Below are 20,413 nucleotides of genomic sequence, written 5' to 3' on the forward strand. Positions count from 1 at the left end.
CAGGCCAAGGCCCCTGCGGCTGCGCCGAGTGTGAAACCTAGGCGAGATTTCCTGCTATTTCCCGCCTACGTTTCACACTCGGCAAACGAAATGACTTGCGGGCCTGAGCAGTATGGGCATATGGGCGAGCATCGATTCCTGGTCACCGGGTCCTCGGGCCATCTCGGGGAGGCGCTGGTCCGCACGCTGAGTAGATGCGGCGCCGACGTCGTCGGCCTGGACATCGCGCCCGGGTCTGCCACGGACATCGTCGGGTCGATCGCCGACCGCGCAGTCGTCAGCGAGGCGATGGCGGGGGTGACGTCGGTGCTGCATACCGCGACCCTGCACAAACCGCATGTGGGATCGCATACCCGGGCCGACTTCATCGCGACCAACATCGAGGGCACGCTCGCGCTCCTGGAAGAGTCCGTCGCCACGGGCGTGAGCAGCTTTGTCTACACCAGCACCACCAGCGCATTCGGGCATGCCCTGGTCGGCGCAGGTGAGGCTGCCTGGATCACCGAGGACGTGACACCGGTACCCAAGAACATCTACGGCGCCACCAAAACGGCCGCGGAAGACATCGCGCATGTGGTGCATCAAGAGAGCGGCCTGCCGGTCATCGTGCTGCGCACCTCACGCTTCTTTCCCGAACAAGACGACAGCGACGCGGTGCGGGCGCGTTACACGGACGCGAATGCGAAGGTCAACGAATACCTCTATCGGCGGGTGGATCTGGCCGACGTTGTCGAGGCACACCTGCTGGCGGCCGATCGCGCACCCGCCATCGGCTGGGCCACGTACGTCGTTTCGGCGACGACGCCGTTCTGCCCCGCCGATGCCGCGCAGTTGCGCACCGACGCTCCCGGCGTGGTGGCTCGGCACTTCCCCGAGCAGCCCGACCTGTACGCGGCGCGGGGCTGGTCCATGTTCCCGGCGATCGATCGCGTCTACGTCAACACCAGGGCACGCGACGAACTCGGCTGGCGCCCACGATACGACTACCGGCACGTACTCAATTGCCTTGCCGCCGAAGCTGATTTTCGCAGTCCGTTGGCGCGCGAGATCGGTTCGAAGGGTTACCACGACGAGCCGACCGGCGTCTACACCACGAGCTAGCCGGCGGCCGAGATCTCCACGTACCTGGCCAGAAAGGCCTTCTCGTCAAGCCGCTTGCGCCGCATCCAGCTGGTCACTTCCGCATTGCATTTACTCGCGTTGCAGGACGCACAGGCAGGCACGACGTTGGAGCGGGTATAGCGGCCTCCGCGCGAGATCGCTTGCACGCAGTCGCGCTGCAGCGCGGTTCCGGTTGCGCCGCAGTAGGCGCAACCACCCCACACCTCCACCAGAGTCGACCACTGCTCTTCGGTGAGGTCGTTGTCGGCAAGCTTCACCCGACGTTGACGGCGCCGCGACGCGCGCACCCGACGACTGACTCCCACCGTGAAACAGTAACTCCTCGAGCACCTATCCCCTGGGACGTTGCCCGGAGGCGAGCTCGGCGGTGTACTCCGGATAGAACGGCACGTAACCCTCGCTGCGACCGGCCAACACATACAGCGGATCGGTCACGGCGTCGCCGTATGCCTCGTTGCGCAGCTCCACCTTGCGACTTTTGAAGGTCACGGTGTGCTCAAGGCTGTCCACGATCCTGACGAACAGCGGCAGCGCATAACCCGGTAGGCTCTTGAAAGCCAACTGGCCCAACCTTTCCGGATCGAACGCCGCCTCACCATGGAGCTTGACGGCTGCCATCCCGGCACGGCCGTCGCATCCCGGTACCTCGACACCGAAAACCGTCGACTCCTCGATCGCATCATCCTGGTCCAGCGCCGCCTCGACTTCGGTGGTGGCGACATTTTCACTCTTCCACCGGAAGGTGTCACCCAGCCGATCACCGAATGCGGCATGACGCCATCCCAGGTCCCGCAGCAGATCGCCGGTGTTGAACCAGACATCACCCTTCTTGAAGGCGTTGCGCACCAACTTCTTTTCGGTTGCCTTCGCATCGGTGTAGCCATCGAAGGGTGCCAGCGACGTCACCTTGCTCAACAACAGACCCTGCTCGCCGGTACCGACCTTGGTCAGGAAGCCTTTCGCGTTGCGGGCGGGTTCGCCGGTTTCCACGTCGTACTTGACGAAGGCGATCGGCGAGGGGCAGATGCCCACCGTGCGATCGATGTTGAGCACGTTGATGAATCCGGTGTTGGCCTCACTGGCCGAATACAATTCGCTGATCTGCCGGACCCCGAACCGTCGGCTGAACTCACCCCACAGCTCCGCCCGCAGACCGTTGCCCACCATCACGCGAACCTTGTGCTGACGATCAACGGGTTTGGGGGCCTGGTTGAGCAGGTAGCGGCAGAGCTCCCCGATGTAGATGAAACCTGTCGCGCGGCTGGCGATGAGCTCATCCCAGAAACGTGAGGCCGAGAACGACCGGCCGATGGCCAAGGTCGCGCCGGTGGTCAGCGTGGAGCCGACGGCCACCGTGAGCGCGCTGTTGTGATAGAGCGGCAGACAGCTGAAGAAGACCTCAGAGGGGCGCAATCGCAGTGTCACACTGCCGAATCCGGCGGCGGCACGCAGGTATCGGTAGTGCGTCATCACACTCGCCTTGGGCAGCCCGGTGGTCCCAGAGGTACAGATGTACAGGGCCTTGTCGCTCGCCCGCACCTCGGCGGTGGCCGGCGGATTCGCCGCCGAGGCACCCTGCGCCAACGCGCCGAACTCGTCGACCGTGAACAGCGCGGCGACCTGCACGCCGCAGTCCCGCACCGCCGGAACGAATTCGGAATCAGCGAGCAGAACCTTGGCATCGAGCAAGCCGATGCTGTGAGCCAGCACGTTATCGCGCTGGTTGAAATTGAGCATGCCGGCCACCGCACCCAGCTTCACGGTCGCCAACATCAGCAGAACAACCTCCGGCGAGTTGCGCAGCATGATGCCGACAACGTCACCGCGACGCACACCCTGGGCGGCCAGGGTGTGCGCATACCGGTTGGCTATCTGGTTGGCTTCCCGGTAGGTGATGTCCTTGCCCTCGAACCGCAGGAACACCCGGTTGGCGTGTTTGGCGGCGCTCTCGGCGAAGACGCTGCCAATGGAGGTGCGAGCGCCCGGCGTCGCCCTCGCGGCACTGAGCAGACCCCGCACGATGATCGGCAGATCCGGTAGCAGCGCAGGCAATCTGACCAGCACATCGGCCAGTTCCACTCGTTCGCGGGCTGCAGCAGGAATGTCTTCGCGCACCACCATGTGTCCTCCGAGTTCGCCGGACCACCGTGTCCGGGCCTAACGAATCGTTGACGAGTGATGCGAATACGTCAAGAACCCGGGTGCTCGCGTTACCCCTTGGGGCGCTGGCCTCCGGCCACCTCGGACGAGTACTCCGGATAGAACGGGACGTATCCCTCCGCACGGCCGGCCAGTACGTACAGCGGATCGGTCACGGTCTCGCCATATGCCTGTTCACGCAGTTCCACCTTGCGGCTCTTGAAGGTGGTGGTGTGCTCCAGCGTGTCCACGATCCGAATGAACAGCGGCAGCGCGTACGCCGGCAGATGCTGATACACCGTATCGCTCAGCGCCTTTGGATCGAGTTCCACGCCGTCGTGCAGTTTGATGGCGGCCATTCCGGCACGCCCGTCAGTCCCCGGCACCTCCACGCCGAATACCGTCGACTCCTCGACCGCGTTGTTGTGATCGATCGCGGCCTCCACCTCGGTGGTGGCGACGTTCTCACCCTTCCAGCGGAAGGTATCGCCAAGCCGGTCCCCGAACGCGGCATGACCCCAACCGAGGTTGCGCATCAAATCGCCGGTGTTGAACCAGGTATCGCCCTTCTTGAAGGCATCGTGCACCAGCTTCTTCTCCGAAGCGGTCGGGTCGGTGTACCCGTCGAAGGGCGACATGCTGGTGACCTTGCTCAGCAGCAGGCCCGCCTCGCCGGCACCGACCTTGGTCAGGTACCCCTTGTCGTTGCGCAGTGGTTCGCCCGTCTCGATGTCGTACTTGACGTATGCCAGCGGGTACGGGCAGATGCCCACGGTGCGATCGATGTTGAGCGCGTTGACGAATGCGGTGTTCGACTCGCTGGCCGAATAGAACTCGCACACCCGCTTGATGCCGAATCGCCGGGTGAACTCGCCCCACAGCTCGGGCCGCAGCCCGTTGCCGATGATGACGCGCACCTTGTGCTGGCGATCGGTGGGCTTGGGCGGCTGGTTGAGCAGGTACCGGCACAGTTCGCCGATGTAGATGAAAGCTGTTGCGCGGCTGGCAATGACCTCATCCCAGAACCGGGATACCGAGAATGAGCGGCCAATGGCCAGGGTGGCTCCGGCGTTGATGGTCGTCGACACCGCGAGGGTCAGCGCGTTGTTGTGGTAGAGCGGAAGGCAGCTGTACAGCACGTCACTGGACCGGAGCCGCAAAGCCAGGCTCCCAATGCCGTACATACCGCGCAGCCACCGGTAATGGGTCATCACGCTGGCCTTCGGCAGCCCGGTGGTTCCCGAGGTAAAGATGTAGAACGCCCGGTCCTTGGCCAGCACCGCTTCGGTGGCACTGGGGTTGGTGGTGGGTGCCAATACCGACATCCGGTCGAGCTCGTCGGCGGTCAACTGCGAGACCACATTGACGCCCGATTCGCCGATGGCGTCCACGAATTCCGCGTCGGTGACAAGCATCTTGGAATCAAGCAGGCCGATGCTGTGCGCCAGGACATGGCCGCGCTGGTTGTAGTTGAGCATGCCCGCGATGGCGCCCAGCTTCACCGTGGCCAACATGAGCAGCACGGTCTGCGGCGAGTTGCGCAGCATGACGCCGACGACGTCGCCGCGGCCGACACCGTGCGAGGCCAGGGTCGCCGCATACCGGTTGGCAGTGGCGTTGGCCTGCGCGTAGGTGATGTCGTTGCCCTCGAAGCGCAGGAACACCTTGTCGGCGTACTTGGCGGCACGGTCGGCGAACACGGCGCCGATCGAAAGGCGCCCGTTGGGGTTGGCCTTGATACCGCCGAGAACTCCACCCGCCATGATCGGCAGGTCGAGCGCCAGCGAGGGAAGCTGTGCGAGCACCTCGGTCAGCCGCACCCGGTTACGGGCGGTGGACGGAATGGTGCTGCTTGCGGACATCTGGTTCTCCCTGTTCTTACCGCCCAGTAGGCAATGGCTCACCGCATTGTTGACGAACGGTCAGGTCCCGTCAATCCGTCGGTTGACATGCGTCGAGGGCCGCGGCGATATCGGTGTGCACCAAGAGCCGGTCCCGGGCAGGCGCTGCCACGTAACCCTTGTCCTGCACCTCGTCGAGCCAGCGCAGCAGCCCGGTGTAGTGCCCATCGGGGTCCAGCAGTACCACCGGCTTCTGGTGTAGTCCCAGGTAGCCGGCGGTCCACGTCTCAAAAACCTCCTCGAGAGTGCCGATCCCGCCGGGCAGGGTGATGAAGGCGTCGGACCGGTCCTCCATGATCTGTTTGCGTTCGCGCATGGTGGTGGTGACGATGAGTTCATCGGCGTCGGTATCGGCGACCTCGCGGTGCACCAACGTCTTGGGAATGACGCCGATGGTGCGTCCACCGGCGGCCCGCGCAGCCTGAGCTATCGCGCCCATGGCCGAGACGTTGCCTCCCCCGGACACCAAGGTCCATCCGCGTTCGGCGATGGCGGTGCCCAGACGAGAGGCCAGATCCAGTAGTTCGGGGTGCCGCGGCCCGGAAGCGCAGTACACGCAGACCGACCAACTCATGATCGTGCCCCGTTCCCGTTCGCCGCCGACTTGAGAATGATCTCCACGGCCTCTTCGACGCTATCGGTCACCGAGAGCAGCGCGATGTCCTGCTCACCCACCTTTCCGGCGGGCAGCAGCGTTCCGCGGATCCAGTCGATCAGCCCCGACCAATACTCGGTGCCCAGCAGGATGATCGGGAACCGCGTGACCTTGCGGGTCTGCACCAGGGTGAGCGCCTCGAAGAGTTCATCGAGGGTGCCGAATCCACCGGGCAGACAGACGAAGGCCTGGGCATACTTGACGAACATGGTCTTGCGGACGAAGAAGTACCGGAAGTTGATGCCCAGGTCCACCCATTCGTTGAGGCCCTGTTCGAAAGGCAGCTCGATACCCAGGCCTACCGAGTAGCCACCCGATTCACTGGCGCCGCGGTTGGCGGCCTCCATGGCGCCCGGTCCGCCCCCGGTGATGACGGCGTATCCCGCCTTCACCAGGGCAACGCCCAGCTCACGCCCAAGCCGATATTCGGGTGAATCCTGCTTCGTCCTGGCGGAGCCGAAAACTGTTACTGCTTTGGGTGTTTCCGCCAGCGCGTCGAATCCCTCCACAAACTCACCCTGGATGCGCAACACGCGCCACGGGTCGGTGTGCGTCCAGGTGGTGGTGTCCCGGGTGTCCAACAAACGTTGGTCGGCGGTGATGTTCTCGCAGCGGTCACGGCGCAACTGCACCGGTCCGTGCAGTTGGGGTTCGGTACTTTCTGGCACGCTGTCAGCCTAGGGGCCGCCGGCAACTCAATTCCCGCGGGACAGTTCCCCCAGGAGCGCCAGCGTGCGAGCCTCGTCCTCCGTTCCGCCCAATTCGGTGTGACTCGCAAACACCTCGGTGGCTCCCGCATCGAAGTATCGCTGCAGTTCCTTGGCCACATGCTGCTCGTCGCCGATGATCGCCAGTTCCCCCGTGTGCTGAACCCCCTCGGCGTCAAGCACTTTCCGATACGACGGGATGCTCTCGTAGAACGCCATGTCTTCGATCGCGAGCGCGCGGACCCGTTCCACATCGGAGGTGACGACAACGGCGACGCCCGCGATAACGCGCGGACGCGGACGCCCGGCCCGTTCGGCGGCCCCGTCGATGACGGGCACGATCTCCTCACCGAGCGCCCGTGGTCCCGCGTGCAGCGGAATCGTGCCGTCGGCGAGCTCGCCGGTGGCACGCAGGGCCTGCGGCGCCATGGCCGCCACCAAGAGGGGGATATTTTCGCCGCCGGGCTGCGAGGTCGTGAATTTCGGTGCGACCGTGAGGGTCTCACCGTGAAACTCCGCGGTTCCGCTGTCCAGCAGTTGCCGGAGCGTGGTGAGGTACTCGCGCAGACGCCGTATCGGTTTGTCCACCTGCAGGCCGTAGCTCGGACCCTCGATCACCGGCGCACCCAGCCCCAGCCCCAGCTGGAATCTCCCGTGGGTTGCGGCCTGCGCGGTCTGCGCCGCCGCCGATACCTCGATGGGATGGCGCGGATTGATCGGGATGACCGATACCCCCACGGTGCGGAGTTTTTCCGGGGATATCGCTTGCCCCACCACCGCGGCCATGGTGATCGCGTCGTAGTGATACATCTGCCCGAGCCACAACGTGCCAACACCGGCGTCGGTGACCCGGCGCCCGTGCGCGATGAAGGCGTCGACCAGGTTGGTATCGCTCTGCACACCGAGAGGTCGACCGATCGCCACTCCGAGTTTCACCTCTTGGCCAACCCCGCGCGGTCAGGCGGCTATTCCCGCTCAGGTCGCGATAGCACGAAGGTCAGGGTCTCTAGAGTGCGAGCTTTTCGATAAAATGCCATCTTATGTTGATTAGCAGCCACCTCACCGGAGTGATGTCGGTGAGCGGCGGGCAACGCATCAACCGCCACTGGCACGAAGTGCATCAGATTGTGTATCCCGCCTCTGGCGTTATCGCCGTGACGACGGACGACGGCACCTGGATCGCACCTCCGAACCGCGCACTGTGGATACCGGCAGGCGCCGGTCACGAGCATCGCTTCTACGGCCCCACCGAGTTTCATTCCGTGGCCTTCGACCCCGAGAAGTACGTGGTGGAACTGACAACCCCGACCGTGATCGCGGTATCCCCGCTGCTGCGTGAGCTGATCATGACCTGCTCAGTTCCCGGCGACCTACCCGACGATGAAGTCACGCGGTTGAATGTCGTTCTCGTCGACCAACTGCGGCGCAGCCCGGAGCAAGCACTGAAGCTGCCCACACCGCGCGATCAACGTCTGGCCGAGGCGTGTGCACTGGTGGAGGACGACCTGACGCAGGTATGGACGGTGACCGAGCTGGGCCGGCGTGTGGGTGCCAGCGAGCGCACCCTGACCAGGTTGTTCCGCACCGACATGGGTATGACGTATCCGCAGTGGCGCACCCAGATCCGGCTTCATCACGCGTTGCGGATGCTCGCGGAGGATCGGCCCGTCACCTACGTGGCTCATCAATGTGGTTGGGCCACACCGAGCGCCTTCATCGACGTGTACCGGCGCACCCTCGGTCAGACGCCGGGGACCTACGCGGCACCCGTCACGCGCTGAGGTAGCGCCGGAGCACCTCGGTGACATCGGTGATCTGCTGTACCGGAACGTGTTCGCCGCGGGTGTGCGCGAGGTTTGGGTCACCCGGCCCGTAATTGACCGCGGCGATCCCGCGCGCCGCGAACCGGGAGACATCGGTCCATCCGTACTTGGCACGTACCACTCCCCCTGCCGCGCCGACCAATTCGGCGGCGGCGGGGCGGTCAAGACCCGGCAGTGCCCCAGCGGCGGAGTCGGTGAGTTCGATCTCGACCTCGAGCCCGTCGAACACCTCGCGCACATGCGCGAGCGCCTGCTCGGGGCTGCGGTCGGGGGCGAACCGGAAGTTGACGGTGACCGCTGCGGCGTCGGGGATGACGTTCCCGGCGACACCCCCGTCGATCCGCACAGCGGACAGCCCTTCCCGGTATTCGCACCCGTCGATGTCGACGATGCGTGCGCGGTAGGCCGCGAGCCTGTCCAGGACAGCACCGAGCTTGTGAATAGCGTTGTCCCCCAGCCAGGATCGCGCAGAATGCGCGCGGGTGCCGTCGGCGCGGATCACGACACGCAAGGTACCCTGACAGCCCGCCTCGATGAGACCGGCAGTGGGCTCACCAAGGATGGCAAGATCGGCGTCGAGCCATTCGGGCAGTTCACGCTCGATGCGGCCCAGCCCATTGGCTGAGGACTCGATCTCCTCGCAGTCGTAAAACACCAGTGTCAGGTCGACGCGAGGTATCACGGTGGCGGCCAGGTGCAGGAAGACCGCATCCCCGGACTTCATATCCACGGTGCCGCAGCCAAACAGAATGTCGCCGTCCTCTCCCCGCTCCCAATGGCTGGGCACGTTGTCGGCGGCGGGCACCGTGTCCAAATGTCCGGCCAGCATCACCCGGGTCTTGTGGCCGTAATGAGTGCGGGCCAGCACCGCGTTGCCGTTGCGGATGACCTCGAATCCCCTGGCCTGTTCCCGCAGGGCAACCTCGACCGCGTCCGCGATAATCGCCTCGTGCCGGGACTCGCTGGGTATGTCCACCAGGGCAGCAGTCAGGGCCACCGGGTCACCAGCGAGTTCAAGCGCCATCGACTCAGGCTAGCGTGTAGGGCGTGAGCGGAGCAGTAGCACTTGGCCTGGCGACCATCGCGGCGGACGGATCGGTACTGGATACCTGGTTCCCGGCGCCCGAGTTGACCGATGCACCCGGCACCCCGGGCACCGAGCGGATCTCTGCGGCAGACGCACCTGCCGAGCTATCGGCACTGGCCGGGTCGGACCCAGAACGTGGCGTGGAGAAGGTGTTGGTGCGCACCACCATTGGCTCGCTCGCGGACAAGCCCGCCGACGCCTATGACGCCTACCTGCGGCTGCACCTGTTGTCGCACCGGCTGGTCCAGCCACACGGAGCCAGCACCGATGGACTGTTCGGCGTGCTCACCAATGTGGTGTGGACAAACTACGGCCCGTGCGCCGTCGAAGGATTCGAGACGGTGCGCGCCAGGCTGCGCGCACGCGGAGTGGTGACGGTGTTCGGCATCGACAAGTTCCCCCGCATGGTCGACTACGTGGTGCCCACCGGCGTGCGTATCGCCGACGCCGACCGGGTGCGTCTGGGTGCGCATCTGGCCCCCGGTACGACTGTCATGCACGAGGGCTTTGTGAACTTCAACGCCGGCACCCTGGGCGCCTCGATGGTCGAGGGCCGCATCTCGGCCGGTGTCGTCGTGGGCGACGGCTCCGACATCGGTGGCGGCGCGTCGATCATGGGCACCCTGTCCGGTGGCGGCAGCCAGGTGATCTCCGTAGGCCAGCGCTCGCTGCTGGGCGCTAACTCCGGTGTGGGCATCAGCCTGGGCGATGACTGCATCGTCGAGGCCGGGCTGTATGTCACGGCGGGCACCAAGGTCGCCACGCCCGATGGCAAGACCATCAAGGCGCTGGAGCTATCGGGTGCCAACAATCTGCTGTTCCGGCGCAATTCGCAGACCGGTGCGGTCGAGGTGGTGTCGCGCGACGGTGGCGCGTTCGAGCTCAACGCCGCCCTGCACGCCAACTAGTTCTGGCGCCAGGCGTACAGATCGCGCAGTAGCGCGATCTCGGCTCCGTGGTGGATCAGCTCGCGATTGATGTGCAGGACGAGCGTCGCGAAGGACCGGTGGCCCCATGGCCCCTCGGCCGGGCCGCAGGGGGCCAGGAGTCCGGCCTCGTCCTTGCTCATGATGCCCTCGCGCCACGCCGCGTAAAAACCGTCGAGTCGCTTCAGGGCATCAGCAGCGGTGACCGGGTAGTCGTAGGTCATGTAGTCGATGGGCGGGCCTGCCCAATTCTCTGGGAAATGGCTGGCGATGCGTGCGCCCAGCACGCCCACGAGGATGTGGCCGAGCCGCCAGGCGATAGTGGTCACCGGCGCTGGATTTGGTGGTGGGGCGGCGAATTCGATGACAAGATCGCCGGAACCTCCTAGCAGAGGCGCCTTCGAGGTGCTGCGGGGACGCAGGCTCCAGCAGTCGCGCACCGGTTCCCAGAAATACTCGTCGTCGTTCAGGCCGTCCAGCCGTGGGCGCAGCTGGGTTGTCCAGTGCAATTCGATCTGGTCTACGAGTTCCTCGGTCCAGTTCATAAGATCAGCTCCCTCTTGAGGACCTTGCCCATCGCATTGCGGGGCAGCCCGTCCACGAGCCGCACTTCACGCGGGCGTTTGTGAACGGACAGCTGTTGCGCCACGTACGCGATGACGTCACTCTCCACCACATCACCGACAACGTAGGCGACGATGCGTTGCCCCAGGTCCTCGTCGGGAACGCCCACCACCGCGACTTCCACGACCCCGGGGTGACCCAGCAGCACGGTTTCGATTTCACCGGCGCCTACGCGGTAGCCACCCGATTTGATCAGGTCGACCGATTCGCGTCCGACGATGCGGTGCATTCCGTCGCCGTCGACGACGGCGACATCACCGGTGCGGTACCAGCCGTCCTCGGTGAGCACCTCTGCCGTCTTCTCTGGCAGATTCAGGTATCCACTGAACAATGTCGGTCCTGCAACCTGCAGCTGGCCGACGGTTTCCCCGTCGTGTGGGGTTGCGGTGCCGTCCTCGTTCAGCAGCCGAGTTCGCACACCGGTCAACGGGTGACCGACCCACCCTGCGCGGCGCTCTCCATCGGCACGCGTGGACAGCGTGATGACGGTTTCGGTGGCGCCGTAGCGTTCGATGGGGGCATGGCCGGTAAGCCGGCGCAGCCCGTCGAAAACCGGCACTGGCAGCGGCGCGCTCCCCGACACCAGTAGCCGCGCCGAAGACAGTGCACGCGCACAGCATTCGTCGGCCACCACCCGTGACCACACCGTCGGCACACCGAAGTACATCGTGCCTGGTGTGGCGGCGTAGGTCTCGGGTGTCGGTTTGACGGTGTGCACGAACCGATTTCCCACCCGCAGTGACCCGACCAGGCCGAGCACCAGCCCGTGTACGTGAAACAAGGGAAGTCCATGCACCAGAACATCATCGGGCGTCCACGCCCACGCATCCGCCAGACCGTCGAGGCTGGCCGCCACTGCGCGCCGGCTCAGCTGCACGCCCTTGGGCGCACCGGTTGTCCCCGAGGTGTACACGATGAATGCCGTCGACTCCGGTCGCGGTTCGGAGTACTGATGCCACGACCGTGCGTGCCGCCGCACCGGCACATGCGGTAATCCATCCGACTCGTCCGGAGATTCACCCAGCCACGCGATCGCCCGGCTGTCGGTGAGGATGTGGCGCCGTTCCGCCTCCCCGACATCTGCCGGTACCGGCACTATCGGGACCCCTGCGATGAGCCCGGCAAGCACCGCCAGGACTGTATCTATGCTCGGGCGAGCGAGCACCGCGATGGGACCCGAAGCGCCGCCAATGCGTTCGGCTGCTGCCGTCGCAGCACCCACCAGGTCGCCGCGGCCCCAGCTGTCCTCGCCGATGCGAACCGCGTCCGCAAGGTCGGGCGACGTGGGGTGAAGGGACGTCAGCAGCATGACGCCAGCCTAAAGCTAGCCTCCGGAGACCAGCGCGCGCAGGAAAAAGGTCATGTTGGCGGGCCGCTCGGCAATGCGCCGCACAAAGTACCCGTACCACTCCTCGCCGAAGGGCACATACACGCGCACATGGTGTCCCTCGCCGGCGAGACGGCGCTGTTCGGCGTCACGAATCCCGTAGAGCATCTGGTACTCGTAATCGCCCGGACCCCTGCCCGTCTCGCGCGCCATCAGACTCGCGGCATCGACGATGGCGGGATCGTGTGAGGCCACCATGGGGTACCCGTCGCCCTCCATCAAGACGCGCAGACAGCGTAAGTAGGCGACATCGACGTCCTCGGGATCTCGGTGCGCGACGGACTCTGGCTCGTCGTAGGCCCCCTTGCACAATCGAATGCGCGAGCCTTTGCCGGACAGGTCTGCACAGTCGGCGTACGTGCGCTTCAGGTAGGCCTGCAGCACGGTGCCCAGCCACGGAAAATCGGCACGCAACTCGCTCACGATGCTCAGGGTGGAATCCGTGGTGGTGTGGTCCTCGGCATCGACGGTAACCCACACCCCGGCCTGATCGGCCTTGGCACACAACAGCTGTGCGTTCTCCAGGGCTATCTGTTCCCCATCGCGCGGCAGCGCCTGACCCAACGCGGAGAGTTTCAGCGAGATTTCCAGCGGGCGCACGCCGGTGTGCACGGTGTCGCTGCGCCGCGCCAGTGCGTCCAGCAGGGACAGATAGGCCGACACGGTACTCGTGGCCTGCCCGATATCGGTGGTGTCCTCACCGAGGTAGTCAATCGAGATGAACCGCCCGGAATCGAGCAGCGCGGTGCTGGCGGCGAGTACATCGTCCTGAGATTCACCGGGCACGAAACGACGCACCACCTGCCGCGTCAATGGCATCCGTTCGGCGGCGTGTCGCAGCCGCGCCGATCTACTGGCCGCCAAGACGGCAGGCCTGGCCGTTTTGCCGAACCACTCAGCCATCCGCACGCTCCCCGGCTGCTGGTCTTCCCGCAAGCGGCTCATCCATATGCGGGTATTGATAATCCGTTGGAGCGTCGAATGTTTCCTTGATGGATCGCGGCAGCAGCCAGCGCTGCAGATTGAGCGGCGATCCAGCCTTGTCGTTGGTGCCCGACGCCCGGCCACCACCGAAGGGCTGTTGACCGACGACGGCACCAGTGGGCTTGTCGTTGATGTAGAAGTTTCCGGCCGCGAATCGAAGCCGGTCACTGGCCGCCTGAACGGCCTGCCGGTCATCGGCGATCACGGCACCGGTCAGCGCGTAGCGGGAGCCGGTGTCAACGACGTCGAGGATGCGCTCATAGTCGTCGTCGGGATAGACGTGTACCGCCAGGATTGGCCCGAAGTACTCGGTGGAGAACGCCTCGTCGGTCGGGTCGTCCGAGAGCAGCACGGTGGGGCGGACGAAATATCCTTCGCTATCGTCGTATTCGCCTCCCGCCGCGATCGTCACCCCGGCGCTCTTGGCACGATCGATCGCGGCCGCGTTGCGCTTGAACGACTCCTCGTCAATGACGGCACCACCGAAGTTCGAGAGGTCTGTGACGTCCCCGTACGTCAGCCCGGATGCCGCATCAAGGAACTCATCGCCCATCTGATCCCACACCGACCGGGCCACAAAGGCGCGAGAGGCCGCGGAACACTTCTGCCCCTGGTAGTCGAAGGCGCCACGAATAAGCGCCGTACGCAACACATCCGGCCGCGCGGAGGTGTGCGCGACGACGAAGTCCTTGCCTCCGGTCTCGCCGACAAGCCGAGGGTAGGTGTTGTACCTGTCGATGTTGGTGCCGACTTCGCGCCATAGATGCTGAAACGTCCGGGTGGAGCCGGTGAAATGGATACCCGCCAAGCGCGGATCGGCGAGCGCCACATCCGATACCGCGATCCCGTCTCCGTTGAGCAGGTTGATGACCCCGGGCGGTAATCCGGCGGCCTCCAGCAGCTCCATGGTGAAATGCGCGGCAAAGGCCTGGGTGATGGACGGCTTCCACACCACAGTGTTTCCCAAAAGCGCTGGGGCCGTGGGAAGGTTTCCCGCAATCGCGGTGAAGTTGAACGGCGTGATGGCGTAGACGAAGCCCTCCAGCGGGCGGTACTCCATCCGATTCCACGCGCCACCGCCACTACTGGGCTGCTCGGCCAGGATGTGCCGCGCGAACTGCACGTTGAACCGCCAGAAGTCGGCCAGCTCGCAGGCCGAATCGATCTCGGCCTGGTAGGCAGTCTTCGACTGTCCGAGCATGGTCGCGGCGTTGAGGGTGGGCCGCCACGACCCCGACAACAGATCGGCAGCACGCAAGAAGACAGCCGACCTGTCATCGAAAGACAGTGCTGCCCAATCATTTTTAGCGGCAAGAGCAGCCTCAACCGCGTCACTGGCCTCGGCATGACCCGCGTTGGTGACTGTCCCCAGCACGGCGCGGTGGTTGTGTGGCTGCACCACATCGATGCGTTCACCGTCACTCATCCGGCGAGCGCCACCGATAACATGCGGCAGGTCGATGGGCGTCGCGGCGAGGTCAGACAGTGCCGTGGTCAACCGGTCGCGTTCGGGGGTGTTCGGAGCGTACGTGAGCACCGGCTCGTTGATGGGAGCCGGCACGTTGGTGATGGCGTCCATGTATCCAGCATCGCCCTGATTCCCCGCAGCTGTCGAGGAATCTGGAGATTGCGCAACGAAACCTCAGGTAATGCCGAAATCCGGCGGGACGTTACGTGTGGTAGGCCGAGTCTTCGACGGTCAGCGCAACTAGTCGACGAGCCGCGCGACGGCGGCGTCGATGCGCTCATCGGTGGCCGTGAGGGCCACCCGCACATGTTCCTTGCCACGCGGTCCGTAGAACCGTCCGGGTGCCACCAAGATCCCGCGCTGCGCCAGATATGCCAGCGCGTCATCACACAAGTCGCCCCGGGTGGCCCAGAGATACAGACCCGCCTCAGAATGGTCGATGCGGAAGCCATTGCCGGTCAAAGCCTTCGAGAGCCTGCCGCGGCGACTCTCATAGAGTGCGCGCTGATCGCGCTGATGGTCATCCTCGCTCAGCGCTGCCGTCATCGCCGCCTGTATTGGCCCTGGCACCATCATCCCGGCATGCTTGCGCACCGCGAGCAGCTCGCCGACCACGGACGCATCTCCCAGCACGAATCCGGCCCGATACCCCGCCAGCGACGACGTCTTGGACAACGAGTGCACGGCCAACAACCCGGCGGTATCGCCATCGCAGACCCGAGGATCAAGCACCGACACCGGCTCGGCGTCCCACCCCAGGCCCAGGTAGCACTCATCGGAAACCACGAGGGCGCCGCGCTCGCGCGCCCACTCGACGACCTTGCGTAGATGCTCGACCGGGAGTACCGCCCCAGTCGGATTACTGGGCGAGTTGAGATAGATCAACGAGGGGCGCTGCGGCCCCAACTGTGTCAGCGAGTCCGCCCGGACCGTCGGCACACCGGCCAGCCGTGCGCCCACTTCATAGGTGGGGTATGCCAATTCGGGGATGACGATCAGATCGTCGGCGCACAACCCGAGCAGGGTCGGCAACCACGCGATGAGCTCCTTGGTGCCGACGACGGGAAGCACGGCATCGTCCGCGAGCGCGACGATGCCGTATCGCCGGGACACCGCGCCGCGGATTGCCTGCCGCAATGCGGGGGTACCGGCGGTCGCCGGGTATCCGGGAAGGTCGCTGGCCGCGGCCAGCGCATCGCGGATCAGCGGCGCCACGCTATCCACGGGGGTACCGACCGAAAGGTCAACGATCCCTTCGGGGTGCGCCGCGGCAGTCGCCTTAGCATCGGCGATGGTGTCCCACGGAAATTCCGGCAGCCGGGACGACACAGCCAACGCCCGCGGTCGGGACTCGGACGGCGAGCTCAGTGTCCTTCACCCATGGGCGGAAGCTCCTTGACCGACGGCGGGTCGTACTCGGTCTTGCCGACCTTCGCGGCACCGCCGGGCGAGCCCAGGTCTACGAAGAAGTCAGCGTTGCCCTGGATGTAGCCCGTCCACTGATCCGGCACATCGTCCTCATAGAAGATGGCCTCCACCGGGCATACCGGTTCGCAAGCACCGCAGTCCACACATTCGTCGGGGTGGATGTAGAGCATGCGCCCACCCTCATAGATGCAGTCGACGGGGCATTCTTCGATACATGCTTTGTCCATAACGTCGACGCACGGTTCCGCGATCGTGTAGGTCACGAAGGTTTCCTCATTCCTGCGCTGATGTCCAGTTCATGCGTTGCGGCCAGTATTCCGGTCCCCAGATGCGTCTCTTGACACAGGCTGTCCTAACTCGCCGAGGCGATCTAGCCGTATCCACCGGTTACAGGTACTTAGCTTAACGTTTAACTTGGCCTGCCGTCCAGCAGGCACGCTCAGCCCTGGATCGGGAGTTGCGCCACAAGCGGCACATCCCGGTTGATCTTGCCCATCCGGCGCGCGCCGTTCGGCGAATCGAGGCCGAGGAAGAAGTCCGCGTTGGCCCGCACGTAACCACCCCACTCGCCAGGTACGTCTTCTTCGTAGTAAATCGCCTCGACAGGGCAAACCGGTTCGCACGCATCGCAATCCGTGCACTCGTCCGGGTGGATGTACATGGTCCGGGCACCCTCGTAGATGCAATCGACAGGACACTCCTCTACGCAGGCCTTGTCCATCACGTCCACACACGGTTCGGCGATCACATATGTCGCGGGAAACCTCCAGGCGCGCTCCGGCCAATTACACGTTTCTCTCAATTACATGTTACCAATGGCAACACGTAACTGAGGGCTATATGCAGACTGTTGCACTGCAACAAGTTGCATAGGGGTCCCGTTTCGTGTCAGCATGCTGCCGTGGCACTCACCCACGCGATCCTGTTGTCCCTGGCCGAGCAGAACGGGTCAGGTTACGAGCTCACGAGCCGATTCGATCGCTCGATCGGGTACTTCTACAGCGCCACCCACCAGCAGATCTACCGGACTCTGCGCCGCATGGAGGACGACAGCTGGCTGCACTGCCAGGTCGTCGACCAAGAAGGGCGACCGGCCAAGAAGGTCTATACCGTTGCCGAGCTCGGCTATCGCGAGCTATCCCGATGGGTCAACAGCGCCGAGGGCACCGATATGCGCGATCTGGCCCTCAAGATCCGCGCGGGCACCTACGGCGACATCGACATGGTTGTCGAACACATCCGCGCCCAACGCGACGCACACGCCGTCATGCTCGACAACTACCGCGAAATGGAAAAGCGCCAGTTTCCCGCTCCGGATCAACTCACCGGCGCGGCCCTGCACCAATATCTCGTCCTGCGCGGAGGTGTCCGCATGGAGGAGGGATTCACCGATTGGTGCGACGAAATGATCACTTCCTTGTCCCCAGCCCGGACTGAAAGCGAGAATCATGAGTAATCCATATCCAACCCTGCTGTCCCCCTTGGACCTTGGCTTCACCACGCTCAAGAACCGAGTCGTCATGGGATCCATGCATGCCGGCCTGGAGGACTTCCCCTGGGACACCCCGGCATTGGCCGCCTACTTCGCCGAACGTGCCAAGGGCGGGGTGGGTATGATCATCACCGGTGGATACGCCATCAACCGCACCGCGTGGCTCAAGCCGCTCGCCGGAAAACTGACCACATCCCTTGAGGCGTACCGGCATCGCATTGTCACGAACGCCGTGCACAAAAATGGCGGCAAGATCATCGTGCAGCTGCTACATGCAGGACGCTATGGTTACCACCCGTTTTCGGTGAGTGCCTCGGCCAAGAAGTCCCCCATCACCCCCTTCAAGCCGCGCAAGCTCAGCACCAAGGGTGTGTGGCAAACCATCGACGATTGGGCTCACAGCGCCAAGATGGCCAAGAAGGCGGGCTACGACGGCGTCGAAATCATGGGCAGCGAAGGCTATTTCATCAATCAGTTCCTCGCGCCTTACACCAACAACCGCACTGACGAATTCGGCGGCAGCCCGGAGAACCGACGCAGATTGCCCGTCGAGGTGGTCAAGGCGGTCCGCAAGGCGGTGGGCCCAGAGTTCATCATCTGCTACCGGCTCTCCATGGCCGACTACGTGCCAGAGGGCCAGACCTGGGACGAGATCGTGGCCCTGGCCAAGGAAATCGAGGCAGCCGGCGCGACGATCATCAACACCGGAATCGGCTGGCATGAGGCGCGCGTACCCACCATCGTCACCTCGGTGCCGCAGAATGCGTTCGTCGATCTGTCCAACAAGATCGCCCAAGAGGTCACCATCCCGGTAATGGCATCCAACCGGATCAACATGCCGCAATCGGGCGAACAGATCCTCAACGACGGCCAGGTCCAGCTGATTTCGATGGCCCGTCCCCTGCTGGCCGACCCCGACTGGGTGAACAAGGCCTCAGCGGATCACGCCGACGAGATCAACACCTGCATCGCATGCAACCAGGCATGCCTGGACCATTCGTTCGTGAACAAGAAGGCAAGCTGCCTGCTCAACCCGCGGGCCGGGCACGAGACAACGCTGCAGCTGCTCCCGACCCGGCATACCAAGAAAATCGCCGTTGTCGGCGCCGGGCCGGCCGGGCTGTCGGCGGCCGTCACCGCGGCACAGCGCGGACACAAGGTGGTTCTCTTCGAGGCCAACGCCGAGATCGGCGGCCAGTTCGATATGGCCCGCAGGATCCCCGGCAAGGAAGAGTTCAACGAAACCATTCGGTACTACACCACGATGCTCAAGAAGCACAGCGTCACAGTGCTTTTGAACAAGAAGGTAGATGCGCAGGAACTGATCGACGGCAAGTTCGACCACGTCATCCTGGCGACCGGAGTCAAGCCGCGGGTCCCTGCCATCCCCGGTATCGACCACCCGATGGTGCTGTCCTATCCGGATGTCATCAAGGGCGGTAAGCCCGTCGGCAAGCGCGTGGCCGTCGTGGGCGCCGGAGGTATCGGCTTCGACGTGTCGGAGTTCTTGACCATCGACGAGTCACCGACACTCAACCTCAAGGAATGGCGCGCCGAGTGGGGCATCTCCGAGGATCACGAGTCCCGGGGTTCGCTCACCAAACCCATTCCCGCTCCGCCGGTTCGGGAGGTCTACTTGTGCCAGCGCAAGAAGGGCTCGCTCGGCAAGGGGCTGGGTAAGACCACGGGCTGGGTGCATCGCGCATCGTTGAAGGCCAAGAAAGTCACCGAGCTGGCGGGCGTCAACTACGAAAAGATCGATGATGCCGGGCTGCACATCACCTTCGGCGAGGAGCGCAAGGACCCGCGAGTGCTCGAGGTGGACAACGTGGTGATCTGTGCCGGCCAGGAGTCGGTGCGCGATCTCGATGACGTGCTCAAAGAGGCGGGCATCAGTGCCCATGTGATCGGTGGTGCCGCGGTGGCCGGTGAGCTCGACGCCAAGCGTGCCATCAGGCAGGGCACCGAGCTGGCCGCCAAGCTGTAACTGCCTCCGACGGCTACCGATACCCGTTACACCACCGGTGCGGATGATGGCGCCGGCTGCCAAATACTTGGGCGCTGCGCGGGCGGGTTATCGGGGCGGCGCGCCGGTCGGGCTTTCCAGCTTCCCATCTCCAACCCCGACACCCGGTTTCACTCCGCCCGGCACCGCGACGCCATCTACACCGGCCGAAATCCTGGGACCACGCGACGGTCCCGACATCAGCACCGGCAGTTGAGTACCGCGCGAAGGTCGCAGCGCGGGCAACTGCCCGGGCACGAAGACCGGGTTGTAGGGCGCCGGGTTCGGCGGTGGCGGCGCCGCCGCGGCGGGCACGGCGAGACCGGCCGCAAGTCCAACGAGAATCGTTGCCACACAAACTGTTCTGATCACGGTATTGCTCCTTCGGTCATCCCGCGAGGGTCCTCCAACTGCCCGGCGGTCATCCCGGCACCGATTCGGGCGGTGTACCCGGAATCAACCCCAGCGGAGATCCGGGCTCCGCGCGGCGACGCCGGGGACAATCCGAAGGGTGGCTGTGAGGCAGTGGCCGCATAGTTGGGCGTTCCACCGGGTACTGCCACGGGTACGGCGGGCATCGGGTTAACCGGCGGCGGATCCGCCGAGGCTACCGGCACCCCACCCAGCACCCACATCAAGATCGTTGCGACACAGACGAATTTCAT

21 protein-coding genes are annotated in these 20,413 nt (G+C 64.6%); 5 read left to right on the forward strand and 16 right to left on the reverse strand.

Going from position 1 to position 20,413, the window contains the following annotated elements:
* The first annotated feature begins 120 nt into the window (after positions 1-120).
* Positions 121-1,101 carry an NAD-dependent epimerase/dehydratase family protein gene (locus tag B4400_RS09230; protein WP_078309638.1) on the forward strand — a complete coding sequence of 327 codons (981 nt, stop codon included), beginning with the start codon at positions 121-123 and terminating at the stop codon, positions 1,099-1,101.
* Here B4400_RS09230 and B4400_RS09235 read toward each other — a convergent pair.
* From B4400_RS09235 to B4400_RS09260, 6 genes are all read right to left on the reverse strand, one after another.
* Positions 1,098-1,427, reverse strand: a complete 330-nt coding sequence (locus B4400_RS09235; RefSeq protein ID WP_139361334.1) for an HNH endonuclease — start codon at positions 1,425-1,427, stop codon at positions 1,098-1,100. The genes B4400_RS09230 and B4400_RS09235 overlap by 4 nt on opposite strands.
* A gap of 25 nt (positions 1,428-1,452) precedes the next feature.
* On the reverse strand, positions 1,453-3,243 hold the full coding sequence (fadD6, locus tag B4400_RS09240; protein WP_078309642.1) for a long-chain-acyl-CoA synthetase FadD6: 1,791 nt from the start codon (positions 3,241-3,243) through the stop codon (positions 1,453-1,455).
* A gap of 89 nt (positions 3,244-3,332) precedes the next feature.
* Positions 3,333-5,123, reverse strand: a complete 1,791-nt coding sequence (fadD6, locus tag B4400_RS09245; protein WP_078309644.1) for a long-chain-acyl-CoA synthetase FadD6 — start codon at positions 5,121-5,123, stop codon at positions 3,333-3,335.
* Between the two features lie 70 nt (positions 5,124-5,193).
* Positions 5,194-5,736 (reverse strand): cytokinin riboside 5'-monophosphate phosphoribohydrolase, encoded by a 543-nt coding sequence (gene log, locus B4400_RS09250; protein WP_078309646.1) that lies wholly within the window; start codon positions 5,734-5,736, stop codon positions 5,194-5,196.
* Positions 5,733-6,485 (reverse strand): LOG family protein, encoded by a 753-nt coding sequence (locus B4400_RS09255; RefSeq protein ID WP_078309648.1) that lies wholly within the window; start codon positions 6,483-6,485, stop codon positions 5,733-5,735. The genes log and B4400_RS09255 overlap by 4 nt, the downstream gene beginning before the upstream one ends.
* A gap of 27 nt (positions 6,486-6,512) precedes the next feature.
* Positions 6,513-7,460 carry a TIGR03564 family F420-dependent LLM class oxidoreductase gene (locus B4400_RS09260; protein WP_078309650.1) on the reverse strand — a complete coding sequence of 316 codons (948 nt, stop codon included), beginning with the start codon at positions 7,458-7,460 and terminating at the stop codon, positions 6,513-6,515.
* A 104-nt stretch (positions 7,461-7,564) separates the two neighbouring features.
* Between B4400_RS09260 and B4400_RS09265 the strand changes: the two genes are divergently transcribed.
* Positions 7,565-8,305 (forward strand): AraC family transcriptional regulator, encoded by a 741-nt coding sequence (locus B4400_RS09265; RefSeq protein WP_078309652.1) that lies wholly within the window; start codon positions 7,565-7,567, stop codon positions 8,303-8,305.
* On the opposite strand, the gene dapE is transcribed toward B4400_RS09265, so the two are convergent.
* Complete coding sequence (gene dapE, locus B4400_RS09270; RefSeq protein WP_078309654.1) at positions 8,295-9,371, reverse strand: succinyl-diaminopimelate desuccinylase; 1,077 nt, start codon at positions 9,369-9,371, stop codon at positions 8,295-8,297. The two genes, B4400_RS09265 and dapE, sit on opposite strands and share 11 nt — an antisense overlap.
* Before the next feature lie 23 nt (positions 9,372-9,394).
* Here dapE and dapD point away from each other — a divergent pair, with 23 nt between their 5' ends.
* Complete coding sequence (gene dapD / locus B4400_RS09275; protein ID WP_078309656.1) at positions 9,395-10,342, forward strand: 2,3,4,5-tetrahydropyridine-2,6-dicarboxylate N-succinyltransferase; 948 nt, start codon at positions 9,395-9,397, stop codon at positions 10,340-10,342.
* Here dapD and B4400_RS09280 read toward each other — a convergent pair.
* From B4400_RS09280 to fdxA (B4400_RS09310), 7 genes are all read right to left on the reverse strand, one after another.
* Positions 10,339-10,905, reverse strand: a complete 567-nt coding sequence (locus tag B4400_RS09280; RefSeq protein ID WP_078309658.1) for a DinB family protein — start codon at positions 10,903-10,905, stop codon at positions 10,339-10,341. The genes dapD and B4400_RS09280 overlap by 4 nt on opposite strands.
* A complete protein-coding gene (locus B4400_RS09285) occupies positions 10,902-12,293 on the reverse strand; it encodes an acyl-CoA synthetase (protein ID WP_078309660.1) in 1,392 nt (463 codons plus the stop codon). The genes B4400_RS09280 and B4400_RS09285 overlap by 4 nt, the downstream gene beginning before the upstream one ends.
* Positions 12,294-12,308: 15 nt before the next feature.
* Positions 12,309-13,274 carry a proline dehydrogenase family protein gene (locus tag B4400_RS09290; RefSeq protein ID WP_078309911.1) on the reverse strand — a complete coding sequence of 322 codons (966 nt, stop codon included), beginning with the start codon at positions 13,272-13,274 and terminating at the stop codon, positions 12,309-12,311.
* Complete coding sequence (gene pruA / locus B4400_RS09295; RefSeq protein WP_078309662.1) at positions 13,267-14,934, reverse strand: L-glutamate gamma-semialdehyde dehydrogenase; 1,668 nt, start codon at positions 14,932-14,934, stop codon at positions 13,267-13,269. The genes B4400_RS09290 and pruA overlap by 8 nt, the downstream gene beginning before the upstream one ends.
* Before the next feature lie 129 nt (positions 14,935-15,063).
* Positions 15,064-16,152: a succinyldiaminopimelate transaminase gene (dapC, locus tag B4400_RS09300; protein WP_078309664.1), complete on the reverse strand. Its 1,089-nt coding sequence runs from the start codon at positions 16,150-16,152 to the stop codon at positions 15,064-15,066.
* Positions 16,153-16,187: 35 nt separating this feature from the next.
* Positions 16,188-16,514: a ferredoxin gene (fdxA, locus tag B4400_RS09305; RefSeq protein WP_078289378.1), complete on the reverse strand. Its 327-nt coding sequence runs from the start codon at positions 16,512-16,514 to the stop codon at positions 16,188-16,190.
* Positions 16,515-16,690: 176 nt separating this feature from the next.
* A complete protein-coding gene (fdxA, locus tag B4400_RS09310) occupies positions 16,691-16,999 on the reverse strand; it encodes a ferredoxin (protein WP_353615246.1) in 309 nt (102 codons plus the stop codon).
* Positions 17,000-17,152: 153 nt separating this feature from the next.
* On the opposite strand from fdxA (B4400_RS09310), the gene B4400_RS09315 reads away from it, so the two are divergent.
* Positions 17,153-17,707: a PadR family transcriptional regulator gene (locus tag B4400_RS09315; protein ID WP_078309666.1), complete on the forward strand. Its 555-nt coding sequence runs from the start codon at positions 17,153-17,155 to the stop codon at positions 17,705-17,707.
* Positions 17,700-19,730, forward strand: a complete 2,031-nt coding sequence (locus B4400_RS09320; protein ID WP_078309667.1) for an NADPH-dependent 2,4-dienoyl-CoA reductase — start codon at positions 17,700-17,702, stop codon at positions 19,728-19,730. Before B4400_RS09315 ends, B4400_RS09320 begins: the two co-directional genes overlap by 8 nt.
* Before the next feature lie 87 nt (positions 19,731-19,817).
* Here B4400_RS09320 and B4400_RS09325 read toward each other — a convergent pair whose 3' ends face one another.
* Entirely contained in the window at positions 19,818-20,120 is a 303-nt protein-coding gene (locus B4400_RS09325) for a hypothetical protein (RefSeq protein ID WP_078309669.1), read from the reverse strand.
* Entirely contained in the window at positions 20,117-20,413 is a 297-nt protein-coding gene (locus B4400_RS09330; RefSeq protein ID WP_170914959.1) for a hypothetical protein, read from the reverse strand. The genes B4400_RS09325 and B4400_RS09330 overlap by 4 nt, the downstream gene beginning before the upstream one ends.

It is taken from the genome of Mycobacterium sp. D16Q13 (genome assembly GCF_002013375.1).
Classification (GTDB): Bacteria; Actinomycetota; Actinomycetes; order Mycobacteriales; family Mycobacteriaceae; genus Mycobacterium.